This is a genomic window from Oxobacter pfennigii (assembly GCF_001317355.1).
In the GTDB taxonomy this organism is placed as follows: Bacteria; Bacillota; Clostridia; order Clostridiales; family Oxobacteraceae; genus Oxobacter; species Oxobacter pfennigii.
The window spans coordinates 108586-131692 of the sequence record NZ_LKET01000026.1 but is presented as its reverse complement, the minus strand read 5'-3'; the positions used below and the strand labels follow the sequence as shown (position 1 = coordinate 131692).

Below are 23107 nucleotides of genomic sequence, written 5' to 3'. Positions count from 1 at the left end.
TTATATAGAATTAAAGTAGTTTTTTTGACGATTAATCTGATAATATTTTATCATATGATCGGCTATAACAAAAACTAATAGCAGATTCAGCGCCATTGATTTTTGTTATATTGTATTATCATAATCGATAATAAAAGTTTTTTTTCTGTTATAATTATTATTAAGTAGTTGTTAAAATAATATCATTAATAGGAGCGTGATATAATGACAAAAGATGAAATAAGCATCGGGAAATCCCAAAGTCTAAAAGGAAATGCAAAAACAGGCTCCGCAAAAAAAACAAAGAGCCAGATAGGTTTTGGCATACTTTTGATTATAGCAATGATTATATTTGGAATATATCTTTTAATCAGTTCAGTTGAACTGACTTTCTTCTGGATAACCGGCATTTGTTTTGGATTTGTTCTCCAAAAATCCAGATTTTGTTTTGTAGCATCCATGAGAGACCCCTATCTTACAGGAAGCACTTCGCTGACCAGAGCCCTGCTTATTGCACTGGCAATAACCACTGTAGGTTTTACGGCGATAAAATATATTGTTTATCTGAAGGACATGCCTCTACCGGGGCAAAGCGCTATCGTTCCTATAAGCATTGCAACAATTGCGGGAGCTGTTATTTTTGGAATAGGAATGGTAATCGCAGGAGGGTGTGCTACGGGAACTCTTATGAGAACAGGCGAAGGACACACCATGCAGATGGTGACATTTATATTTTTTATAATTGGATCTTTATGGGGAGCCAAGGACTTTAAGTGGTGGGAGAGCAATTTTATAAAAAAGGGGCCTGCCATATTTATGCCTGAAATGTTCGGCTGGCTTAATGCTTTGATAATCCAGCTGCTTATTATAGGCATTTTATATTACATTGCTTATAGATGGGAAAAAAGGAATGCAGAAGTATAAATTGCAAAAGAGTTTTGGGCACAAACTGAGGAAATGGAGCTGGGGTGAATGGAAAAGGATAAGAGAGATGAAAACATGAATATCGAAAAGAAGCATTTGATTATCAACTGGCTGAAAAAACCTTGGTCATATGTGACGGGTGCAGTACTTTTGTCTATTCTTCAAATTATAACTCTCTATGTGACTAAAGAACCTTGGGGAGTATCAAAAACTTTTGCAAACTGGGGAGCCTGGATATATGAAGCCTTAGGAGGCAATCTTGATAAATGGTATTATTTTGAAAACCAGGAAGCGCGGGAAATAATTAATAATGGATTTATTAAGGATCCCGGTTCCATAAGGAATTTAGGCATTATTTTAGGCTCTTTATTATCCGCATTATTAGCTTCACAATTTAAAATAAGAAAAGCAAAATCGAAAAAGCAGATAATTGCAGCTATGATAGGAGGCTTGTTGATGGGATATGGAGCAAGGATTACCTTTGGCTGCAATATAGGAGCTCTTTACAGTGGTATCTCCTCTCTTTCGGTCTCCGGATGGGTATATATTATATTTGTTTTTATAGGAGCAGTGGTAGGCGGTAAGCTGTTATTGAAATTTTTTATATAATTAAAACAATATATAAATAAGGAGGCAAAAGTTTGCCTCCTTCAGTTTAACTATTTCATTGTAAAAGTAGCACAGTCTGTCTCGTCATTGCTGTTGGCATTTCTTGGCTGTACTTCAATCTTAGAAGCAGTGCAGTGGTCTCCTGACGAATAATAGTGACAGGTATTAACTACACATTTAATTCCTGGATTTGGTTGATTCATTTTTTCTACTTTACCTTCCATAGATTTTTCCTCCTTTAATAAGATTATGCTTTTAGTATTTGCCTTCGAAAAAAACTTATTCGGTATAAAATAAAAAATCTATTTACTCTTTAAGACAATCAAATTAACATTTTGTACTTTTTTAGGTAAAATTTTTATTTTTCATGCAAGATTTTTAAAAAAATGCAGAAAATACATTCATGAGAGGCAGATTTATAATATACGGACTAGCAGGATGGTGCATAGAAATTTTCTGGACCGGTCTTGGTTCCTTGATCAGCGGTGACCCAAAACTCCAGGGTTGGACGTATATATGGATGTTCCCTATATATGGGTTGGCAATATTTTTAGAACCTATACATAACAGAATAAGAAACTGGCCGGTTATACTAAGGGGAGGTGCCTATACATTATTGATTTTTCTGGCAGAATATTCTACCGGTTGGCTTCTCAAAACAGTTATGGGAGTATGTCCATGGAACTACAGCGGTACTCCATATGAAATAGACGGATTAATCAGGCTGGATTTTGCACCTGCCTGGTTTGCAGCAGGAATTTTATTTGAAAAGCTTCATGATTTGCTTATGGGCTACAAAGTGTTAAAGAGGGTATAAAATAAAGACCTGCAGGGGGTATGTTTTTGAATTATGCAAACATAGATATAAATGGCCGGTGGAGCATAAATATCGATGTCAGCGATGCAGGAATTTTCAGAGAGGGTGAGAAACCACTCGACTGTACGCCTGAGGTTATTGTCAGATTCTTTAAGGATGATATTGAAAATATTGAAGAAGAAAACGGAATTGAAGGCAGTGTAGAATCTATAAAATTCATCAAAGATAAAATAATAGACTGGTCGGCAAGAGCTGCCGGCGGCCTTGATATTTCAGAATTTTATTGCACGGGGATCAATATAGAAATCGGGCAGAAAGGTGAATTTTTAGGCGGAGAAACTACTTTTAAAAGAAGGTATGTATTGTAGCAAGTTACGATAAAATATGATGGTTAAATATTTTAATAAAAATTAGAATAAATAGGTTTATTTAATATGCTTTTATTATTAGATAAGCCTTTTTATTTTGTATTTCAGTTTTATTCCATGAATATATTTTATAAATTTGCTTATCAATCAAAGGTGCTCTTGTAAATCATATAATAAAATTTTTAATTATAAACGACTAGTTACTTTAAAATTTATTGTAATTATAAAAAAGTATATGATTAATTTAAATAAAATAGTATAATGCATTAAATAGTTTAACTGGAGGATAGGGTATGGATGAATTAGATATAAAAATAATCAAGCTATTAAAAAGCAATTCAAGGATGACGGGATCTGAGATAGGAAAAAGAATAAACCTTTCAGTGCCTGCAGTGGCTGAAAGAATGCGCAAGCTTGAGGATGGTGGAATTATAAGCCAATATACTATAAAGATTGACAGGGACAAATTGGATAGAGGACTTATGGCCTTCATATTCGCAACTATTGAAAAGACAGAGCATATAAAAGGATTCAGAGAAGCCATAAAGTCGGAAGAGGCAGTTCTTGAGTGTCATCATATAGCAGGTGAATACGATTATCTGTTAAAGGTGGTGGTTAAAAATACCAGTGATCTGGAAGAATTCATTTCAAATAAATTGAAAAAAACTGCAGGTGTTACAAGGACAAATACAATTATAGCTCTTTCCAGCATTAAAGAGGAAGTATAGGGGGAAATAATTTATGTTCTTTGAGGGATTGTTTTTTGGGTTGATGCTTCAAATAGCTATAGGGCCTGTATGCCTGTCGGTATTGCTTTTATCCTTATCAAAGGGATTCAGAGAAGGAATGAAAATGTCCTTGGGAGTAGCTGTTGTGGACGGATTATATATTATAGCTTCATTGCTTGGTATGGCCGCTTTATTAAAGATCGATATATTAAATAAAGTTGTTCTGTCAGTAGGCGGATTCGTCCTTATATATTTTGGTTTATCCTATTTTAAAAAACAGGGCAAGAATGACACTGTTATTAAGCAGGCAGATAGGAACAGCTTTTTATATGGGATAAAGCTTACTCTCACCAATCCTTTAACTATATTGTTCTGGTCGGGGGTATTCGGTTCCCTTATGGCTTCCAATAAGCTTTCAGGGGCGGCAAGCATACTGGCATATTCGGCAGGTTGCGTAATGGCCACAGTTTTATTTTTAGGCTTGATTTCTGCCGGGGGCAAATATGCATCAAAGCTTTTAAATCCTAAAATAATAAAAGTAATGGGGTATGGCGTGGGACTATATTTGGTATATTTTGGATTAAGTATGTTTACAAAACTTAAGAATTAAAAAAGGGAGATTACCCCCCTTTAATTTTTACTCATTTCGATGAACTTATATATATCTGCAATTACAAGGCTTAAGGAACTCCGCCAGAAATCAATGGAATGGATATCAACCCCTGCGGATTTTGCTATATCGTACAAATTATTTTTTCCGGTGATGGATAAGAGTTTATCGTATTGCTCAACAAATGCTGCTCCTCTTTTCAGATATTCCGCATAAAGGCCTTTCGAGAAAAGCAGTCCAAAGGCATATGGGAAGTTGTAAAAGTTGCTGTCGGCATAATAGTAATGAGGTTTGTTAATCCACATATAAGGATGTAAAAATTCCGGGTCCAATCCGCTGCCGTATGCTTTTTTCTGAGCGTTGAGCATCATTTCCTTAAGCTCCTTTACAGAAGGAGAGCTTTCCTTTCTGCGTTCAAAGAGCTCCGATTCAAAAAGAAAGCGGCTGTATATATCCACAATGACCTGTCCGGCATCAGAGATATTGGTTTCTAATAAGGTAAATGCTTCTTCTTTAGATGCTGTTTTAATTGCTGCATTCATTATTATGGTTTCACAGAATGTGGATGCAGTTTCCGCAATAGGCATAGGGTAATCACTGTTTAAATAAGATACTTCTGTTAGGCAAGCCCCATGGTATCCATGGCCGAGCTCGTGGGCCAGTGTGGTCACATTACTGAAGCTTCCGGTAAAATTGGTTAAAATCCTGCTTTCCTTTATCACATGCAGGTTTGAACAAAAGGCTCCGCCTCTTTTACCTTCTCTTGGTTCCGCATCAATCCACCCTTTTTCAAAGGCGGTATTTGCAAAGTCTCCAAGTTTTCTGCTGAAGGTACTGAAGTTTTTGACTATATATTCTCTTGCTTCACCATATGTAAACTGCATATTTACGTTGCCCATGGGGGCGAAGATGTCGTAAAAAGGAAGACCATTTTTATGACCTAGAACTTCAGCCTTTCTGATATAATACTTTTCAAAATGAGGAAGGCTCTCAACCATGGCTTTTAGCATGGTATCCAGGGTTTCCATATCCATTCTGGAATCTATAAGAGTTTTTTCAAGGGGAGATGAGAATCCTCTTAATTTTGATAGGGTCTGTACTTCACCTTTGATTCCGTTTAAGCAGGCAGCTGAGGATTCCTCCAACTTCTTATAGGCTTTTAGCTCTGAATCAAATGCTGCTTTTCTTAAATCCTTATTGCTTTCATATGCCATATTTCTTATTACCGGCAGGGGCAGGTGTTTTTCTTCCCCATCTATTACAATATCAACAAGGAGAGTTGAAACAAGCAGATTCTGCAGCTTTGTCCAGGCATTGGAACCTGTGTTTTTCATTTTTGATATCAATACCTCTTCTTTTTCGCTTAAAAGGTATTTGCCCTTTTCTTTAAGCTCTTTTAAGAAAAATTCATGCTCCTTTATTATAGGTGATGATTTAATTATTTTATTTAGATCATCCAAAGTAGTAAGCCATTTTTGAAACTTAACCTGGGGAGATGTAAGCTCTGCAATTTTCTCATCCAGCTTTTCATCGACTTCAGCAGCCTTTTCGTTTTTCGCATCAACGCTCATGGTCAGACTGGCATAATTTGATAATCTGGAAAACAAAGTGAGTAAGTTATTGAGCATATGGATATATTCTTCAATTTTCGATGAAAGGTGCTTTGTATTTTTAAGATTTTTATCTACCCAATGCTTTATATTTTCAATATCTTGATTTAATTTTTCAAAGTCACCTTTAAATTCCCTGCTTTCAAATGAGGAGTATAGCTCCTTCAAACTCCATCTTAGATCCATAATAATTCCTCCTTTTCAAATTTTTCCAATTCAAGGCACATAATATTAATTTATCATATATTTATGATAAATTAAAACCATTATAATAATAATTATCTGGAATAAGAAGCATGTTCGGTCAAAATTTGCACTAATAGCTTACTTATTAACATATCTATAATATAGAGTGTTATTATAAAAGGAGATATTATAAATATGACAGACTATGAAAAAGCTGCATTATTTGAACACCGGTTCTGGCTGCAGATACTGGGCGACCACAGCAGGTTCATCTTTAATTCATTATATCCAGATGAAAAAAAGGAAATGCAAAAGGCCGGTATGTTTATAGAAATTTTTGACGGACTGCTGGACGAGGCAAGAGGCAATCTGTTAGAAAAGGATCTTTTGAGATTAACCCGGAAAGCCTGTCAGTATACTATGGAACTTAAACAATTCAAACTCCAGATCCTTGAAAGTCATATTACAGGGAAAATAAAAATAAGCCTTCCGCCTACATTTTTTAATCACATGCTCAATGAATTGGAGGAATACCAGGGAATATTATATGTACTTATATATAACAGGATGCCTAAAGCACATGCTGTACATCATCATCTTTTATGGCTTTTAGACGGTTCAGGACATGCATCATGGATAGGCAACAATCTTGATGACACGGAAAGAGAACTTATAAAAATAAGCCGGAATTATGCGAAGGACCTTGAAGGCTTATATTTGAAAGCTGTTGAAATGAAAGGATATTTAAGGACGGGGAAAAGCAAGTTCCCTTCCCTTGAAAAATTTAATGAAGATGCAGAAATGAAGATGCTGGATTTTAAGGTGTTCTTAAACGAAATAGAAAAACTTATACTTGAGAAGAAAGTATTAAGCACCATATTACCTCTGGTACCCGACCATATGGCGCGGGAAGAGTGCTATTATTTAACCAAGCTTGCTATGGCAGCTGGAATTAATGCTCCCGGATGTGAGCCAGGGAAGCCCCGTGTGGAGGATTAATTGATAAAAATTATAAGCCCGCTATAATTAAAGCGGGCTTTAAAGCATTAATATTTTTTCTTTTCTTTTTTCTGTTTATTTTCCTTAGGTGGCTTTTTAGTCTCTTTCTTTATTGCCTTCTCCTTTGACATATAAATACCTCCTTCTTAATAATTATAGAGAAAATTCTTGGTATTTTAGTCTGTGTCGGAATAATATAGTGTTGGCGTATATTTTCAGGATCAATATAATATATAGATATCACAGAAGATAAATCATATTTATGTATAAGGATTTGATAATTACAGAAACATTATGAAGATTGGGTTGAATGAATAGAAAATGTAGTTTTTATTAATTATATAGTATTACATAAATATAGTATTTTCAATATTTGTTCAAAAAAATGGTAATACTAATATATACTGCTGCTTTAAATTTTCATGTGTAATATTGACAGAGCATAAGTTAACCATTAAAATTATAAAGACATATTGAATATTATCCGTTTAAGGGAAAGAGTAGATATTTATTCCATCTAAGAGAGCCGGAAATGGTGCAAACCGGTATAGAATACATATTGAAGGAAGCTCCCATAGGATACTTAAAAAGCGGATGCTCTGCCGTTAAAAGGAGCTTTAAGTGGGCTAGTTTGGCCAATTTAGGTGGTACCGCGGAAGATAACCTTTCGTCCTATGCAGGACGAAAGGTTTTTTATATTAGGTTTATTATACTAACATTAATTTATGGAGGAAATAAGAATGAGTGATGTAAGAACGAGATTCGCCCCCAGCCCTACGGGCTATATGCATATAGGAAATTTAAGGACAGGATTATATGCATATTTGCTTGCCAAAAAAAATAATGGCAAATTCATATTGAGAATTGAAGATACCGACCAGGAAAGACTTGTAGAAGGAGCCGTTGATGTAATTTATAATGTATTGAAACTTACCGGCCTTAAGCATGATGAAGGTCCGGATATAGGCGGAGATTACGGCCCTTATGTTCAAAGCCAAAGAAAAAGCATTTATAAAGAGTATGCTGAAAAATTAGTTGATTTAGGCGGTGCTTATTATTGCTTCTGTTCAAAGGAGCAGATAGCTGAAGCAAGGGGAAAGCATGGCCTGACAAAGGAAGGAGCATTTAAATATGATGACCCCTGCAGATATGTTTCAATAGACGAGGCAAGAAAAAGGATTGAAAACGGCGAAGCCTATGTTGTAAGGCAGAGGATACCAAAGACCGGCGCCACGGCCTTTGAAGATGCAGTGTTTGGTTCAATAACCGTTGACAATAATACACTGGATGAAAATGTTTTATTAAAATCCGACGGTTTGCCCACCTATAATTTTGCAAATGTAGTTGATGACCATCTGATGAACATAAGCCATGTAATGAGGGGTGTTGAATATCTTTCTTCAACTCCTAAATATAATCTTCTTTACAATGCCTTTGGGTGGGAGATACCAACATACATTCATCTTCCGCACATTATAAAAGAAGGCGGCAAAAAATTAAGCAAAAGAGAGGGAGATGCGTCTTTCGAGGACTTTTATAAAAAAGGCTACCTTATAGAGGCTATAATAAATTATATTGCATTATTAGGCTGGAATCCCGGAACGGACCAGGAGATTTTCTCCCTTAAGGAATTGGAAGAACAGTTTGGAATAGATGGACTCAGCAAATCTTCGGCTATGTTTGACGTGAAGAAGTTAAACTGGATGAACAGCGAATATATTAAGAAAATGGATATTGCCGATTTTCATAAAATGGCTCTTCCATACTATGAAAAGGTTATAACCAATAAAAATATTGACCTTTTAAAGATAAGCGCTCTTATGCATACCAGGACGGATGTTTTTAATAACATACCTGAAAACATAGATTTCTTTGACAGTTTGCCGGATTACGATATAAATATGTATGTACATAAAAAAATGAAGACCGACCTTGAGAACTCATTAGAGTATCTTAAAGCATCCTATGATGCCTTAAAAGACTTAAGCGATTGGACAGAGGAAGGAATAGACAACGCATTAAAAGCCTTGATAGAAAAATTAGGTGTAAAAAACGGCCAGGTGCTATGGCCTGTACGAACAGCCATTTCCGGAAAACAGATGACACCTGGAGGTGCCATCGAAATTGCCGATATACTAGGCAAAGAAGAAACCTTAAAAAGAATGCAAATGGGAATTAAAAAACTTTCATAAAAGAACGCGGTGCCTTATGGCACTTCGTTTTTTTTATGGGGATAGTTCACAACTTTTTATTCAATAGTAAAAGTCATTGGGGCAAGCAAAGCTCACATAAAGCATAGAAAATATTCAAGCTGAAAAAAATAATAAGTGACCATGCTTATTCTAGTATATCAAGGAAAGTGATAGCATTGAATGATAAATTGGATTTAATCGAGGGAATTAAAACTCTGATTCTTTAGGAGAAAGTGAATTAAAAACTTTAAATTTGCTATCTATAGATGAAGATGAAGAAATGAGAACAAGAGTAGCCGAAATTTTACATTATGATTCGCCAGAAGCAGAAAAAATACTAATCTTTCTGACATCGGACAAATCTGAGATGATCAGAACCGATGCATGTGATTCTTTATGTAATAGCAAATCACAGGAAGTTTTTGAACTTTTAAAAAATAAGCTCAAAAAGGATAAAAGTGCACTGGTCAGGGGATATGCAGCCTTATCCACTGCAGATATAGCAAATAATATATGCTATGATAAGGAAAAATTAACCGAATTTATTCAATTTGCCTTAAAAAGAAAAGATTGTATGGGTAAAAATTCATTTATATAAGATATTAGTTATGTTAGGCGATAAATCGTATTTACGCTTAATTATAAAAGAATTGAATAACAGGTTGTATAGAAATAGATACGTTGCCGTAAAATCGCTAAGTGATTTGATAAAGGAAGAAAATATAAAAGAATAAAATTGGCACTTTGCCGCAGATTAAAATTAGAAAAATCCATTGCAGTAAGAGCTTTGATAGAAAAGGTTATAAAAATTAAGTAGTTTTTTTGCAATTTGCCGAGAAATATTGAGGGACTAAACAAAGGAACGAAAATTGTGAGGTGTCCCCGAATTTTGCGATGAAAAAACAAATGTGAAGCGTCTCCTTTGACAGGATTCCGGTAATTCTTGGCGAAAATTATTTTAGGCTTTTTTATCAAATGGGGGTGTAAGTTTTTGAAGAATATCAGTTTGAAGTACAAGCTGTATATACTGGTTTTAACTGCTATTATTCCAATGCTTGTATTGCATTGCGTCATCATTAAAACCCAATATGAGCATGCTATTGAGGCGGAAATGCAATCAAGTGAAGATTATGCCCAGGCAGTAGATGTCGCATTTATGAATTATCTTGAAAAAATATGGCATGCGGAATATGCAATAGGCCTGTCGATTTATAACAATCCTGATGCCAGTATTGAAAAGATGCAGGATTATCTTAAAAATTTGGTGGATGACGTACCTACGGTGATGGCAGTTACCTGGTGCAGCCCTATGGGTACTGTCTTATTTGCAAGTAATGGAGGCGCACCTGGACTGGACATATATGAACGGGAATATTTCAAGGAGATATTGAGAGGAAAGGATAAAGTAGTATCCGATCTTCTAATCGGAAAAGTATCAAAGGGTCCCACGCTGATCGTCGCCAGAGCAATAAGAGAGGGCCAGGATTTAAAAGGCGTTGTTACCATGTCCGTAGATGTAGATAAAATCGAAATGGTATTACCAACTAATAGATTAAAAGAGACAAGCTCCTTTGGATTGATAGACAGGCAAGGTATGATTGTTTATAAAAGCAATTCTACGCAAATTTCCTATGAAGATAGAAAAATAAAAGAAGATTCTCCCGGTTGGGCAGCCTTAAACGGCGAAATTGCAAGAACTGGTAATTATATGTCAAGTGAAAACATATCTTATATGATTGTGGACGTACCCGTCAAAAGCATAGGCTGGGCAGCCTTTGCATCAGTCGCTTCCGATGAAGTCTTAAGCAGGCTTATCAATGATAGCATATCAAGCTTTATTATAATGTTGATAATCGTATTTGTTTCATTTTCTCTGGCATTATATATAGTTATTAATATTTTAAAACCTGTCAGAATACTTGAAAAATCAGCAATAGCAATATCAAGCAGAGATTTTACTGCAAGGACCAATTTAAACAGAAAGGACGAATTAGGCCATACCGGAATGGTTTTTGACCAGATGGCACAGCATATACAGGAGTTGGAAAGCGGACGCCAGTTATTTTTGCAGACGGCAGCCCACGAATTGAGGAACCCCATGACAAGCATAAAAGGAATAGCTTCACTGATTAGAATGAGAATTAATAAAGGAAAATCAATAAATGATTCATTAGAGCTTATAGAAACTCTGGAAAATGAAGTCAGCCGCCTTTCCGGCTTATTGAACAAAATACTTGAAGCTTTTAAAATCCAGAGTAAAAATATAGAAATAAAGGCTAATCTGATTCCCATTGATATTAGAGAAGTGATTCAAACAACAGTAAAGCCCTTCGCATTGGATACAAGCAATAACAGGAGCATTGTCATTGAAAATCATGGCCCTGCACAGGTTTTAGGCGATTTTGAGCGCCTGGCTGATGTAATAAGAAATTTTATCGATAATGCCATCAAATATTCCGAGGAAATGACCACCATTCACATAAAAATATATACACAGGATGATTATGTAATCGTTGCGGTAAAGGATGAAGGAATCGGTATTCCCAAAGACCAGCTTAACAAGATATTTGACAGCTTTTATCGCGTTAAAAACCGTGAGTCCAAAGACCCCGGGGGCATGGGATTAGGCCTTTATATATGCAAGGATATCATCGTAAGGCACGGCGGAGATATATGGGCGGAAAACAATGCGGATAAAGGAAGCACTTTTTACATAAAATTACCTTTATATAAAACAGTACAAGCCGCAATCTAGTCAAACATATTGTGAAGGTGTTTTGTGCTATAATTTATATAACAAAGACTTGAGAAAGGCGGAACCTGTATGAAGGATTTTAAAATGGCAATATGCCAGATGACGGTTACGGATAATAAAGATAAAAATATAAATAAAGCCTATTCCATGATAAAAGAAGCTGCACAAAATGGTGCAAAATTAATTGCATTGGGCGAAATGTTCAACTGCCCCTATGACGGAAGCTATTTCCCCAAATTTGCTGAAAGCTTGCCTGATGGTAAAACCTATAATATGCTCAAAGCATGCTCAAAAGAGCTTGATGTGTATATAATCGGCGGATCCATACCTGAACTTCATGGAGAAGTAATATACAATACCTCCTGCGTATTCGATAAAGAAGGGAAATTGATTGCAAAGCACAGGAAAATGCATCTTTTTGACGTGGAATTAAATAGCGGCCTTACATTCAAAGAATCAAGCTATTTAGGAAAAGGCAATGATATTGTGGTTTTCGATACCGAATACTGTAAAATCGGATTGGCAATCTGCTATGATATTCGGTTTCCTGAGCTATCCAGGCTTTTAACCCTGAAGGGAGCAGAGGTCATTGTTATACCTGCCGCCTTTAATATGACTACAGGACCTGCTCATTGGGAGATACTTTTAAGGACAAGGGCTCTTGATAATCAGGTGTACATGGTAGGAGCATCTCCTGCCCGGGATGTAAGTGCAAGCTATGTAGCTTATGGTAATTCTTTAGTAGTATCACCTTGGGGTGATATAATGTCAAGGGCAAAAGAAGGGGAAGAAATAATATATGCAAACCTTCAGGGCTCTCTCGTAAAAAAGACAAGAGACGAGCTGCCTCTTTTAAAGCACATACGAAAAGATATATACGAAATCATCATAAAATAAAGGGACTGTCGCATCAGATGACTAAAAGTCATCTATTGTGATAGCCCTATTAATCATTCTACTATTTCAAATTCTTTTGACACCATTTCTGTGCCGGCATCCGTTATTATGGATGCTTTTACTATATATTTGCCTGCCGGAAGCTTTTGCGCATTTTCAGGTTTTAAGCTAAAAGCGATATTTCTGCTGCCGTCGGTTATGAGCTCATGGGATAAACTGTCTCCTGTCGTGGTATAAACCCATTGACAGGAAACCTTGGTATCTGCCGGCAAATCCTTTGACTGTATTACAAAATACACCACAGGGTCAGATTGTGAAAACCGTGATGTTACATCCAGGGGATTTAATTTATCATTGCTGTCCACAGCCTTTGCCGTCACGGGATTTAAAAGGTGTGTAGCTTTAACTTCAGCTACAATCTGAAATTGCTCTTTTAACTCCATTAAGCTTCCGTTAATATCAGCTATTGCGGTGACTTCATATTGTCCTGAAGGGAAAAGCTCTCCGCTTTTTTTTAGAGTAAAGACCTCATAACCCGAGCCATTGGCAGTCAGTTGTGAGGGTATCTCGGTACCTCCATCCAAATGCTTCCAGGTTACTTTTATGACTGTATCCTTGGGTAAATCTGTGGTCTTTACCGTAAAATAAACTGCGGCATCGCTCTGTAAAAATACCTTTGATGCCTCAATGGGTTTGGATGTCTGGCTGTCTATAAGTTTTGCAACTACAGGTTCGCTTATCAATGGTTTTTTTGAAATAATAGAGCAGGAAGAAAGTATAATCGACATTAAGGCTATAAGCATAAAAAAATAAAATTTTTTCCTCAAATACTTAACCTCCATCCGGTAAAAATACTTTTATAGCTTTAGTATTTCATCCTTGTTTCACTTTATATACCGATAATTAAAAATCTAATACTTCTGTAAAATAATATGATTGTGCAACAAATTTTAGTACAAGTTGTCCTAGGGTTTGTGATATGCAAAATTAAAATATAACCCTTCCTGACATGTGAAAAATTAGCATATTTACCTTGACAGAGCCATTATAATGTATAGAGAATAATTCAAAGGAGATGCATAGGGTGGATAACTACAGAGGAGGATTTGGAGATGAAAATTTCATAACCCTTGATTTTACCAGGCTTATGCAGTCCTGCAGTCATGATCTGACTTACATTTGCGAGCTTTTAGCTAAGCTTTCTGGCACATATAATTTATTGATTGTTTCGGCAGACGGCTTTAATAGGAATTCCTTTGCAAAGAAGGATGACATAGAGGATGCCATTGACCGGGCAGAGGATTTAGGGAAAATCATCGACAAGGTCATAAACGTTTTGGAACGCCAGGTTATTCTTTATGCAGACTATTTAAAGACCAAGAATGAATATATAGATGTCAATTTTTCAATCAATGATATTATAAAAAATGAACTGGAGCACCATATTATACAGCATCATGAAGGAAATGACGAAAAAAAATAAACCCCTCAAGGGGTTTTAAATTTTTTTAATTTGTATGGAGCTGACCATTAAATATGAAAGAAGCAATATAAAAATTGCACTTAATCCAGTGTGAGCGCCCATGTAAGAGGTTACCACACAGTCAAATGCCAAAAGTGAACCGGCAACAGTTATAGGAATGCCGGAGTAAAAATTCTTAAACTCTGAAATATTAAACCGGGCCAGTCTGTAAGCTCCGCATATAGGGAATATAAGAAGCAAAACATAACTTATAATTCCCAAGCTTGATAGGGATAGCTGCCAGGATAATAAAGAAGGCGCTACTCCGAAGGATACAAGATCAGCCAAAGAATCCAGCTCTTTTCCTATTGAACTTATGGCATTGAATTTTCTTGCAATTAATCCGTCGTATCTGTCTATGAAGGCTGCCGCTAGTATACAAAAACCGGCATAAACGCCGTTGCCTTTAAATGTCAATATGATAGATACAATACCCAGACTTAAATTGATAAATGTAAATATATTTGGGATTGATGATTTATTCATCCATTTACCTCCCTTGAATGTAGTAACCCTTATGACTGAATTTTAAGCAGGGTATCAAACAAGTATAATTATAAATTAAAGTTGGTTTTCATACAAGGATTATTGTTGCCTCAAAGCTTAAAGCTTATTTATGGATATTTTCATGAATAACTATTATTGCCTTTATATAAAATTGTTTTTTGGAGAAAATATTGTAGAAATATTTTATTAAACCATGGAAGGAGAAAATATTATGGAACTTAAAAGCATTATGAGCAAAGATGTAGTTGCGGTATCAAAAGACACAAGTGTAGATGAAGCGGCGCAGCTTATGAAGCAGCATGACATAGGCTGTATACCTGTTTGTGAGAATGATAAGGTTATCGGTATGGTGACAGACAGAGATATTGTAATAAGAGGAGTTGCCAATAAAAGTGATGATAAAGGCACTACCTGTGAAGAAATTATGTCAAAGGACCTTGTTGTGGGGTCTGTAAATATGGATGTCCACGAAGCGGCAAAAATTATGGCGGATAATCAGGTGAGAAGGCTCCCAGTCGTTGAAAATGGGAAGCTTGTGGGCATGGTAGCTTTGGGGGATCTAGCGGTAGAGCCTGATTTCATAAATGAAGCCGGTGATGCATTGAATGATATTTCAAAACCTGTCCATCATTAGTATTATGGTTTAAAAACACAATTTACGGCATTATAATATAGGTAGAATATGGAGCTTGGAGGGATAAATTTGAAAAAAATTCGTCTGATTTACAATCCTATATCCGGTGACAAGAGCTTTAAGACTAAGCTGGATGAAGTAATCGAAGAGTTCCAGCTCCAGGGATTCCAGACGGTGCCCTATAAAACCATGAGCATTGAAGATATTGAAAATGCCGTAAAATTCACAAGCAATGATGATTATCACGGTATAGCCATCGCCGGAGGTGACGGGACAATAAACCGGGTAATCAATGCCATGATAAAATGGGCAGTTAATCTGCCCATAGGAATATTTCCCTGGGGCACAGCCAATGACCTTGCGGAATATTTCGGCATAGGAAGAGATTATAAAAGATGCTGCAGTATAATTGCAGAGAACAACACGAGGATGATAGACTTAGGCAAAATCAATGACAGGTATTTTATAAATGTGGCTGCCGGAGGTCTTTTGACTGATGTTTCTCAAAAAACGGACGCAACTTTAAAAAATACATTGGGCAAGCTTGCCTATTATTTTAAGGGTTTGGAGCAGATACCAAGCTTCAGCCCCATAACGGCGGAATTCATCTCCTATGACAGAGTAATTAAGGATAAGATTTATCTTTTTACCGCATTTAACGGCTGTTCGGCAGGAGGGTTTCATCTTTTGGCAAAGGATGCAAGAATTGATGACGGCATGCTGGATATCATAGCCGTCAAAGCCTGCCCCATTGTTGAACTGGTCACCCTCTTCATAAAATTATTAAGGGGAGAGCACCTTAATGACAGCAATATAATTTATTTTAAAACAGATAAGATAACCATTAACTGCGAATGTGATATTGAAACGGATATAGACGGGGAGGCAGGGCCTTTATTTCCTGTTGAAATAAGTGTAATCCCAAGGGCAGTCGCCGTTTTTGCTCCTTAGGATTCACCCTGCTGCCTCTTTGTTTTTTTGGATAATTTTACATAAATATAAATGCCGGCTGCTATTATTAAAATTACAGCAACTGCCACATTATATCTGTGAAGCATGGATTTTATAAGGTCCATATTATTTCCTGCGGCTCTGCCTAATAATACAAGCATGGTATTATGCAAAATGGCTGCAACAGCCATGGCGATATAGGCGGAAATACGGGAAGCTTTAAAGGTTCCGGCTGCTATCATTACAAAGGAACCTATGCCGGGAATAAATTTGCTTATCAAAATGGCAAAGGAGCCGTATTTTAAAAACCAGGAATTTAACATTAGAAGTTTATCCTTTGAAAAATATCTTTTTATAACAGGAATATCATATATTTTATCCCCCATTTTATAGGCTGTATGATATAAAAAAAGGCAGGATAAAAAAGTTGCAATTATTGCATTTACAGTAATGCCAAAAAAATTGAAAAAACCTTTTGAAGAAAGGTACCCTTCAATTATTAAAACTGTGTCTCCGGGATAAGGCGGAAACATTATCTGCAGCACCGCACTTATGAAAAAGAAAGCATATGCAAGATAAGGGTGGTTAGCGGATATGTTGTTTGTGAAATCAATTAAGGCTTGTTCCAAGGTTTTACTCCTCTCTGAGGTTTTATCAGGCTGTTTTTATCATAACCTATAAGGTCATTTCTGCCGCTCATTGTCAAAGCTTTATGCACAAGCTTGTAATTTTTAGGATCCCTGTATTGCAAAAGAGCCCTTTGAAGAGCCTTTTCATTATGGGTTTTAGGCACATAAACCTCTTCCATGGTTCTGGGGTCTAAGCCTGTGTAATACATACAGGTTGAAAGGCTGCCTGGGGTAGGGTAAAAATCCTGCACCTGTTCGGGGTTATAGCCTAAATCCCTTATATATTCGGCCAGTTCTATTGCAGCATAAATATCGCTGCCGGGATGGCTGGACATAAGATAGGGCACCAAAAACTGTTTTTTATTAAGCTTTTTATTTATATCATAATATTTTTTTACAAACCTGTCATATGTTTTCCTGCCGGGTTTCCCCATTTTTTCCAGCACCCTGTCGCTTACATGCTCAGGCGCCACCTTCAATTGTCCGCTTATATGATATTTGCATAGCTCTTTGAAGAATTCATCGCTTTTATCATATAAAAGATAATCGTACCGGATGCCGGAGCGTACAAATACCTTTTTAACGCCGGGAACTTCCCGTATTTCTCTTAAAAGCTTAAGATAATCCCTATGGTCCACAATCAGGTTTTTGCAGGCTTCAGGGTGCAGGCATTGCTTGTTTTTACATACGCCGTGAGTTTTTTGTTTATGGCATGAAGCTTCCCTGAAATTTGCCGTTGGCCCTCCCACATCGTGTATGTATCCTTTAAAGTCATCATCTTTAACAAGTTCCTTGACTTCGTTTATTATGCTTTGATGACTTCTTGACTGTATCGTCCGCCCCTGGTGAAAATTCAAAGCACAAAATGAACAGCCTCCGAAGCATCCCCTATGGCTTGTTATGCTGAATTTGACCTCCTCTATTGCCGGCACCCCTCCTAATCTTTCATACATATGGTGGGGCTTTCTCATATAAGGCAAATCATATATCCTGTCAAGATCTTCTGTGGTCACGTGAAGGGCAGGCGGATTTTGCACTAAAAATCTGTCTCCGTGGGGCTGTACAATAACTTTTCCGCTTATTGCATCCTGTTCTTCATACTGCACTTTATAGGATAAGGCATATTTCTTCTTATCATTGGAAACTTCCTCAAAGCTGTCTATTAAAATATAATCTTTAAGCTCTCCAATATTATTGGTAAGATAGCAGGTTCCTCTGGTATTCCTGATTTCCTTTATATCTTTTCCGTATCTTAAAAGGTTTGCAACCTCCAGTATGGTCTTTTCTCCCATGCCGTAAATTAAAAGGTCGGCTTTGGAATCCATTAGTATTGAACGCCTGACCTTATCATCCCAGTAATCATAGTGAGCAAACCTTCTTAAGCTTCCTTCAATACCGCCTAAGATGACGGGTATATTTTTAAAAGCTTCCCTTGCCCTGTTGGCATATACTATATCCGCCCTGTCGGGACGCTTGCCGCCTTTGCCTCCCGGAGTATAACAATCGTCACTTCTTTTTTTCTTTGATACCGTATAATGATTTACCATGGAGTCTATATTTCCCGAGGAGATTAAAACTCCAAAGCGGGGTGTCCCCATGATTTTAAAGTTCTCTACGTCATTCCAGTCGGGCTGGGCTATTATTCCCACCTTAAAGCCTTCCGCCTCTAAAAGCCTCGTTATTATAGCATGACCGAAGGAAGGGTGGTCCACATATGCATCTCCGCTTATGAACAAAAAATCCAGTTGCTCCCACCCCCGGTTCATCATATCTTTTTTGTTTACGGGTAAAAAACTGCGTGTCATTTAAATCACCTCTGTATGCTCTAAAAATAATATTAGCACATTTATATGGTTTTATATACTTTTGAAGCTTTTTTGATAAAGACCATGATGCTTTTAATTATGCCCATTAAAATTAAATTGCTTATTATTTCTGTCTATTATTGAACTTACATTGTACTGACAATATAATTGGTAATAGAAAAGCAAATAATATCAACGGATCGACGTTGTTTTGCAATGATAAAAAGATATATTTACGGAGAAGTAAAACCTATGAGAAAGTATAAAAGGATATATGTGGAAGTAACAAATGTATGTAATTTATCCTGTGATTTCTGCCCTGAAAACAAGAGAAGTCCGGGATTTATTTCCGTTGCGGGCTTTGAATATACATTGAAGAAAATATCCCCTTATACAAATACAATATATTTGCACGTTATGGGAGAGCCTCTTTTGCACCCTGACTTGGGAGAGCTTTTGGATAAGGCATACATACATGGATTCAGAGTAAATATCACCACAAACGGTACACTTATTAAAAAGTCAAAGGATATCTTAATCAATAAAAAGTCACTTAAACTAGTAAACTTTTCGCTTCACAGCTTTGATTCAAATGAAACTCTTGATTCAAACAATTATTTTGAAGATATATTTGATTTTATAAGAGCTTCGCAGCAAGAAAAAAGGATAATGATAAGCTTAAGGCTGTGGAATGCAGAAGATATGGAAAAGGGAGAATATAAAAGCCATGAAACATTGAAGAGGCTTGAAAAGGAGTTTTGCATAGATTACAACCTCGAGAAAAGGTTTATGAATGAGAGAAGCTTGAGGCTTTCCCCCAATGTAATATTAAGCAAGGCCTCCCGCTTTGACTGGCCGGACATGGAATCAGAAAATACAGGCGACAGCGGCTTCTGCTACGGATTAAGGAACCAGTTTGGCATACTGGTAGATGGAACGGTGGTGCCTTGCTGCTTAGACAGTAAAGGCAGTATAAACTTAGGAAATATATATAAAACTGAAATGGCAGACATTATAAACAGTGGCAGGGCATTGAATATTTACAATGGATTTTCCAAAAGAAAGGTTGTTGAAGATTTGTGCAAAAGATGCGGCTACAGAAAGCGCTTCAATATGACCGAATAAATTTTATAAAAATAAAGACAATATAACTTATAGGTTATGATGATGGAAAGGAGAATGCTGTTGAAGCGCATAGTGATATTCATAATAGCGGGTGTGATTACATATTTCTCATGTTCCATTTATATGGGGTACCAGCCGCCGTCCATATCTGCAGCAACATACAGATGGGGTTCACGCGGGTCTGTTGTTACAGAGATACAGCGAAGGTTAAAAAACTGGGGCTATTACAACGGGTCTGTTGACGGAATATACGGTTACCAGACATACCTTGCAGTGAGAAAATTTCAGGCCAAAAACGGCCTGGCAGTCGACGGTATCGTAGGTTCCAGGACCTTAAGTGCCCTGGGCATAAATGCAGGCACCAACAGTGCATATTCGGCAAGTAATAGTCATACCCTTATATCCAGAGCAATAAACGGAGAAGCAAGGGGAGAGCCTTATATAGGCCAGGTAGCTGTAGGCGGTGTAATATTAAACAGGACCAGGGACCCTAGGTTTCCCAACAGCGTGGCCGGGGTGATTTATCAGCCCGGGGCATTTACGGCAATAACCGACGGACAGATACATGCCGAAATGGTAGCCACTTCTCAAAGAGCTGCCAGAGATGCTTTAAATGGGTGGGACCCGTCAGGCGGGGCAATTTATTACTTCAATCCCGCCAAGACCACAAATAAGTGGATATGGTCAAGACCTCTTATAAAAGTTATCGGAAGTCATCGTTTCTGCAGATAATAAATTCAAATATAACCTGTCAGTCCTCGTACTGACAGGCTTTTTGTATTACAGGCTTAATTTGACCATTCTTCACCAGTTATCCGTATTCATCATATAGTAAATTAAATCTATATTTTGATTTTTATCTGGACTTGTCCGGGTATACGGGGTAACGTAATGCTGAAAGGAAAACTGGTTAATATAAGATGGATTAAAAACAGTGACTTGAAATATATTTTTGAATGGATAAATGATCCGGAAATACAGTTTTTTGCCCAGGAGGATTATCCTATAACCTTCAATCAATGGCATGTAAGAAGAATATACAGTGATGGCATTAAAGGTAAAAGATATGTATTTATTATTGAAGATAAAACCGGATACGTAATCGGAGAATTGTGGCTTTACCCCATTGATTTACGCAAAAAGATGGCGGAGCTGGTTATCGTTATCGGTAGAAAAAATTTTCATGGAAGAGGCTATGGAAAAGATGCAATAAACACCATTAAAAAATACTGTTTTGAAAAGCTCAAGCTGGAAGCTATATATCTTAAGGTATTTTCATTTAACAGAAAGGCAATAAACTGTTATTTATCCTGCGGGTTTAAAACCATAGGAAAAGGCGTAAAAAAAGTATTGCGGGGAGACAGGTATTTTGAAGAGCTCATCATGGAGCTCCGCAAGGAATGAATATTTATTTTTACACTTTTTTTGCTATAGTATATAATTAAAATGATTTGTATGCACAAGAGAGCATTAATATCTGCGTCATTCTCAAATATATAATTAACTGAGGAAGGATACATTTGAATAATAAAGAACTTATAATAACGGAATCTAAAAGGATAGGCATAGATATAATAGGATTCTCTCCCTGTTTTATTGCTTATGATGTGGAAGAAACTTTAAGGGACAGGGAAAGTAAGGGCTATCTTTCGGGTTTTGAAGAAAAGGATATGAATTTAAGAATAAATCCAAAGCTTCTGATGGAAAACTGCCAAACCATAATTTCTGCAGGTATTTCCTATAATATAGACAGGGATAAAATTGAAGCTATGAGCAAGCAAAAATTTAAGGCCACAATGTCTGTGTCTTCCTGGGGAAGAGATTATCACAAGGTATTGGGGTCAAAGCTTGAAGCTTTAGCTGAATTTATAAACAAACGATTATATGGGGAAACAAAGTTCTTTGTTGATACCAATCCGCTTTTGGAGCGTCATATAGCTAAAAATGCGGGTATTGGATTTGTAGGAAAGAACTGTTCTTTAATAAATAAGGAATACGGCTCATATATTTTTCTAGGGGAGATTTTAACGGATCTATATATACAACCCGATATGCCGGTTACAGGGGATTGCGGTGACTGTGAGTTGTGCATAAAAGCCTGCCCGTCAGGTGCATTATTAAAGCCTTACACCATTGATGCTAAAAAATGCATATCATATCTCACCCAAAATAAAGAAATTGATTATGAAAACATGAAAAACACCGGTCTAAGCCTCTATGGGTGCGATGTATGTCAATCGGTTTGCCCCAAGAATAGAAATATAAAGATGAGCAGCCATGAAGAGTTTATCCCAAAGCAGTGGAATATATATCCCGATGCCGTGGCAATACTTGATATGGATAATAAAACCTTTGAGAAAACCTATAAGTTAACATCCGGCGGCTGGAGGGGGAAAAAAAATCTTCAGAAAAATGCAATTGCCGTAATTGCAAACAGCGGTAAAAGGGAAGCATGGGATGTCCTGGTAAAATACCTTGATGATGAAAGACCGGATATAAAAAAGGCAGCAGTATACGGCTTAAAAAGGCTTATGGAAAGTATGGAGGATAAAAATGATTTCCAGTAAAACTGCTAAAATTATAAATTTCTTGCCCAAGCCCCTGTTAAGTAAAATTGCAAAAATGATTGTTGACGGCTATCTTAACAAGTACGCCAGGATAAGGGTTATAAATGAAGGAAAGCTTCAGGAAATCAAAGGCCCGGCGATATTTATAAGCAATCACTTAAGCAATTCAGACGGCCTTATACTAAATAAGGTATTAAAAGAAAAAGGCATATGGTTCGTTGCAGGAGTAAAGCTTTCAAAAAATGCTTTGACAAGTATAGGTTTAGGGGTGGTAAATACTGTTCCTATAAATCCCAGCTCTCCTGATAAAACAGCCATATCCACTATAATAAAAATGCTGAAATCCGGAAGTTCAATATTCATATTCCCCGAAGGCACAAGAAGCCGCAGCGCTTCAATGATAGAGGGGAAAAAAGGCATACTGCTGATACATAAGCTTTCGAAGGTTCCTTTAGTTCCCATAGGGATTACAGGCACTGAAAAACTCTTCCCCATAAATGACAACGATATGGGAAAGGAAAAATTCCATCATGCCGATGTGACTGTAACAGTTGGCGATGGATTTTATGCACCAACCAAGAAGGAGGATGAAACAAAAGAAGATTACGAAGGAAGAGCATTAAGCTTTGTCATGAAAAAAATTGCACAATTGCTTCCGGAAGAATATCAGGGAGTATACAGAGAGCGGTGATT

Annotated in this window: 23 protein-coding genes, 1 pseudogene and 1 other annotated feature; of the genes and pseudogenes, 18 read left to right on the top strand and 6 right to left on the bottom strand. The window is 36.8% G+C overall.

From position 1 onward, the window contains the following. The first annotated feature begins 204 nt into the window (after positions 1–204). A pseudogene (locus tag OXPF_RS22985) lies at positions 205–1512 on the top strand (YeeE/YedE family protein). A gap of 50 nt (positions 1513–1562) precedes the next feature. Here the strand turns inward: OXPF_RS22985 and OXPF_RS21630 are convergent. Beyond that, positions 1563–1736 (bottom strand): DUF1540 domain-containing protein, encoded by a 174-nt coding sequence (locus tag OXPF_RS21630; protein ID WP_083479715.1) that lies wholly within the window; start codon positions 1734–1736, stop codon positions 1563–1565. Between the two features lie 179 nt (positions 1737–1915). On the opposite strand from OXPF_RS21630, the gene OXPF_RS05955 reads away from it, so the two are divergent. The 4 genes from OXPF_RS05955 (at position 1916) to OXPF_RS05940 (ending at position 4035) form a co-directional block, all read left to right on the top strand. Then, on the top strand, positions 1916–2329 hold the full coding sequence (locus OXPF_RS05955; protein WP_054874294.1) for a putative ABC transporter permease: 414 nt from the start codon (positions 1916–1918) through the stop codon (positions 2327–2329). A 26-nt stretch (positions 2330–2355) separates the two neighbouring features. Continuing rightward, positions 2356–2697 carry a hypothetical protein gene (locus tag OXPF_RS05950; protein WP_054874293.1) on the top strand — a complete coding sequence of 114 codons (342 nt, stop codon included), beginning with the start codon at positions 2356–2358 and terminating at the stop codon, positions 2695–2697. A 293-nt stretch (positions 2698–2990) separates the two neighbouring features. Further along, positions 2991–3425 (top strand): Lrp/AsnC family transcriptional regulator, encoded by a 435-nt coding sequence (locus OXPF_RS05945; RefSeq protein ID WP_054874292.1) that lies wholly within the window; start codon positions 2991–2993, stop codon positions 3423–3425. Positions 3426–3438: 13 nt separating this feature from the next. Next, positions 3439–4035 (top strand): LysE family transporter, encoded by a 597-nt coding sequence (locus OXPF_RS05940; RefSeq protein ID WP_054874291.1) that lies wholly within the window; start codon positions 3439–3441, stop codon positions 4033–4035. 20 nt (positions 4036–4055) lie between these two features. On the opposite strand, the gene OXPF_RS05935 is transcribed toward OXPF_RS05940, so the two are convergent. After that, complete coding sequence (locus OXPF_RS05935) at positions 4056–5831, bottom strand: M3 family oligoendopeptidase (RefSeq protein WP_054874290.1); 1776 nt, start codon at positions 5829–5831, stop codon at positions 4056–4058. Between the two features lie 195 nt (positions 5832–6026). On the opposite strand from OXPF_RS05935, the gene OXPF_RS05930 reads away from it, so the two are divergent. The 5 genes from OXPF_RS05930 (at position 6027) to OXPF_RS05905 (ending at position 12674) form a co-directional block, all read left to right on the top strand. Continuing rightward, the gene (locus OXPF_RS05930; protein WP_054874289.1) at positions 6027–6830 is read left to right on the top strand and encodes a DUF2935 domain-containing protein; all 804 of its coding nucleotides are present in this window, start codon (positions 6027–6029) and stop codon (positions 6828–6830) included. Positions 6831–7308: 478 nt separating this feature from the next. Continuing rightward, positions 7309–7508 (top strand) — a binding site (T-box leader). A gap of 62 nt (positions 7509–7570) precedes the next feature. Then, positions 7571–9022, top strand: a complete 1452-nt coding sequence (gene gltX / locus OXPF_RS05920) for a glutamate--tRNA ligase (RefSeq protein WP_054874287.1) — start codon at positions 7571–7573, stop codon at positions 9020–9022. A gap of 253 nt (positions 9023–9275) precedes the next feature. Further along, positions 9276–9620, top strand: coding sequence for a HEAT repeat domain-containing protein (locus OXPF_RS21625; protein WP_242854331.1), 345 nt, complete (start codon positions 9276–9278; stop codon positions 9618–9620). A 393-nt stretch (positions 9621–10013) separates the two neighbouring features. After that, the gene (locus tag OXPF_RS05910) at positions 10014–11777 is read left to right on the top strand and encodes a sensor histidine kinase (RefSeq protein WP_054874286.1); all 1764 of its coding nucleotides are present in this window, start codon (positions 10014–10016) and stop codon (positions 11775–11777) included. 69 nt (positions 11778–11846) lie between these two features. Further along, positions 11847–12674, top strand: a complete 828-nt coding sequence (locus tag OXPF_RS05905; RefSeq protein ID WP_054874285.1) for a carbon-nitrogen hydrolase family protein — start codon at positions 11847–11849, stop codon at positions 12672–12674. A 53-nt stretch (positions 12675–12727) separates the two neighbouring features. Here the strand turns inward: OXPF_RS05905 and OXPF_RS05900 are convergent, their stop codons facing one another. Beyond that, complete coding sequence (locus tag OXPF_RS05900; protein ID WP_054874284.1) at positions 12728–13501, bottom strand: hypothetical protein; 774 nt, start codon at positions 13499–13501, stop codon at positions 12728–12730. Positions 13502–13758: 257 nt separating this feature from the next. Between OXPF_RS05900 and OXPF_RS05895 the strand changes: the two genes are divergently transcribed. Continuing rightward, a complete protein-coding gene (locus OXPF_RS05895; RefSeq protein WP_054874283.1) occupies positions 13759–14157 on the top strand; it encodes a hypothetical protein in 399 nt (132 codons plus the stop codon). A 15-nt stretch (positions 14158–14172) separates the two neighbouring features. On the opposite strand, the gene pssA is transcribed toward OXPF_RS05895, so the two are convergent. Then, positions 14173–14682 (bottom strand): CDP-diacylglycerol--serine O-phosphatidyltransferase, encoded by a 510-nt coding sequence (gene pssA / locus OXPF_RS05890; protein ID WP_054874282.1) that lies wholly within the window; start codon positions 14680–14682, stop codon positions 14173–14175. Between the two features lie 232 nt (positions 14683–14914). On the opposite strand from pssA, the gene OXPF_RS05885 reads away from it, so the two are divergent. Together OXPF_RS05885 and OXPF_RS05880 are read left to right on the top strand one after the other, a co-directional pair. Continuing rightward, positions 14915–15337 (top strand): CBS domain-containing protein, encoded by a 423-nt coding sequence (locus OXPF_RS05885; protein ID WP_054874281.1) that lies wholly within the window; start codon positions 14915–14917, stop codon positions 15335–15337. Positions 15338–15406: 69 nt separating this feature from the next. Further along, positions 15407–16288, top strand: a complete 882-nt coding sequence (locus tag OXPF_RS05880; protein ID WP_083479714.1) for a YegS/Rv2252/BmrU family lipid kinase — start codon at positions 15407–15409, stop codon at positions 16286–16288. On the opposite strand, the gene OXPF_RS05875 is transcribed toward OXPF_RS05880, so the two are convergent. Continuing rightward, on the bottom strand, positions 16285–16917 hold the full coding sequence (locus OXPF_RS05875; RefSeq protein ID WP_054874279.1) for a DedA family protein: 633 nt from the start codon (positions 16915–16917) through the stop codon (positions 16285–16287). The genes OXPF_RS05880 and OXPF_RS05875 overlap by 4 nt on opposite strands. Then, complete coding sequence (locus tag OXPF_RS05870) at positions 16902–18722, bottom strand: YgiQ family radical SAM protein (protein ID WP_054874278.1); 1821 nt, start codon at positions 18720–18722, stop codon at positions 16902–16904. Before OXPF_RS05870 ends, OXPF_RS05875 begins: the two co-directional genes overlap by 16 nt. Before the next feature lie 216 nt (positions 18723–18938). On the opposite strand from OXPF_RS05870, the gene OXPF_RS05865 reads away from it, so the two are divergent. From OXPF_RS05865 to OXPF_RS05845, 5 genes are all read left to right on the top strand, one after another. Further along, positions 18939–19847 carry a radical SAM/SPASM domain-containing protein gene (locus OXPF_RS05865; RefSeq protein ID WP_242854330.1) on the top strand — a complete coding sequence of 303 codons (909 nt, stop codon included), beginning with the start codon at positions 18939–18941 and terminating at the stop codon, positions 19845–19847. Positions 19848–19889: 42 nt separating this feature from the next. Next, the gene (gene sleB / locus OXPF_RS05860; RefSeq protein ID WP_054874276.1) at positions 19890–20579 is read left to right on the top strand and encodes a spore cortex-lytic enzyme; all 690 of its coding nucleotides are present in this window, start codon (positions 19890–19892) and stop codon (positions 20577–20579) included. Between the two features lie 159 nt (positions 20580–20738). After that, positions 20739–21251 (top strand): GNAT family N-acetyltransferase, encoded by a 513-nt coding sequence (locus OXPF_RS05855; RefSeq protein ID WP_054874275.1) that lies wholly within the window; start codon positions 20739–20741, stop codon positions 21249–21251. 116 nt (positions 21252–21367) lie between these two features. Next, on the top strand, positions 21368–22414 hold the full coding sequence (queG, locus tag OXPF_RS05850; protein ID WP_054874274.1) for a tRNA epoxyqueuosine(34) reductase QueG: 1047 nt from the start codon (positions 21368–21370) through the stop codon (positions 22412–22414). Continuing rightward, positions 22401–23105, top strand: a complete 705-nt coding sequence (locus OXPF_RS05845) for a lysophospholipid acyltransferase family protein (RefSeq protein WP_054874273.1) — start codon at positions 22401–22403, stop codon at positions 23103–23105. The genes queG and OXPF_RS05845 overlap by 14 nt, the downstream gene beginning before the upstream one ends. Positions 23106–23107: the final 2 nt, after the last annotated feature.

Excerpts from the sequence above, each read along its gene's own strand:
- OXPF_RS21630 (WP_083479715.1), bottom strand. The coding sequence starts at position 1,736 with ATGGAAGGTAAAGTAGAAAAAATGAATCAACCAAATCCAGGAATTAAA.
- OXPF_RS05955 (WP_054874294.1), top strand. The coding sequence starts at position 1,916 with ATGAGAGGCAGATTTATAATATACGGACTAGCAGGATGGTGCATAGAA.
- OXPF_RS05945 (WP_054874292.1), top strand. The coding sequence starts at position 2,991 with ATGGATGAATTAGATATAAAAATAATCAAGCTATTAAAAAGCAATTCA.
- OXPF_RS05940 (WP_054874291.1), top strand. The coding sequence starts at position 3,439 with ATGTTCTTTGAGGGATTGTTTTTTGGGTTGATGCTTCAAATAGCTATA.
- OXPF_RS05935 (WP_054874290.1), bottom strand. The coding sequence starts at position 5,831 with ATGGATCTAAGATGGAGTTTGAAGGAGCTATACTCCTCATTTGAAAGC.
- OXPF_RS05930 (WP_054874289.1), top strand. The coding sequence starts at position 6,027 with ATGACAGACTATGAAAAAGCTGCATTATTTGAACACCGGTTCTGGCTG.
- gltX (WP_054874287.1), top strand. The coding sequence starts at position 7,571 with ATGAGTGATGTAAGAACGAGATTCGCCCCCAGCCCTACGGGCTATATG.
- OXPF_RS05905 (WP_054874285.1), top strand. The coding sequence starts at position 11,847 with ATGAAGGATTTTAAAATGGCAATATGCCAGATGACGGTTACGGATAAT.
- pssA (WP_054874282.1), bottom strand. The coding sequence starts at position 14,682 with ATGAATAAATCATCAATCCCAAATATATTTACATTTATCAATTTAAGT.
- OXPF_RS05885 (WP_054874281.1), top strand. The coding sequence starts at position 14,915 with ATGGAACTTAAAAGCATTATGAGCAAAGATGTAGTTGCGGTATCAAAA.
- OXPF_RS05870 (WP_054874278.1), bottom strand. The coding sequence starts at position 18,722 with ATGACACGCAGTTTTTTACCCGTAAACAAAAAAGATATGATGAACCGG.
- OXPF_RS05865 (WP_242854330.1), top strand. The coding sequence starts at position 18,939 with ATGATAAAAAGATATATTTACGGAGAAGTAAAACCTATGAGAAAGTAT.
- sleB (WP_054874276.1), top strand. The coding sequence starts at position 19,890 with ATGGAAAGGAGAATGCTGTTGAAGCGCATAGTGATATTCATAATAGCG.
- OXPF_RS05855 (WP_054874275.1), top strand. The coding sequence starts at position 20,739 with ATGCTGAAAGGAAAACTGGTTAATATAAGATGGATTAAAAACAGTGAC.
- OXPF_RS05845 (WP_054874273.1), top strand. The coding sequence starts at position 22,401 with ATGATTTCCAGTAAAACTGCTAAAATTATAAATTTCTTGCCCAAGCCC.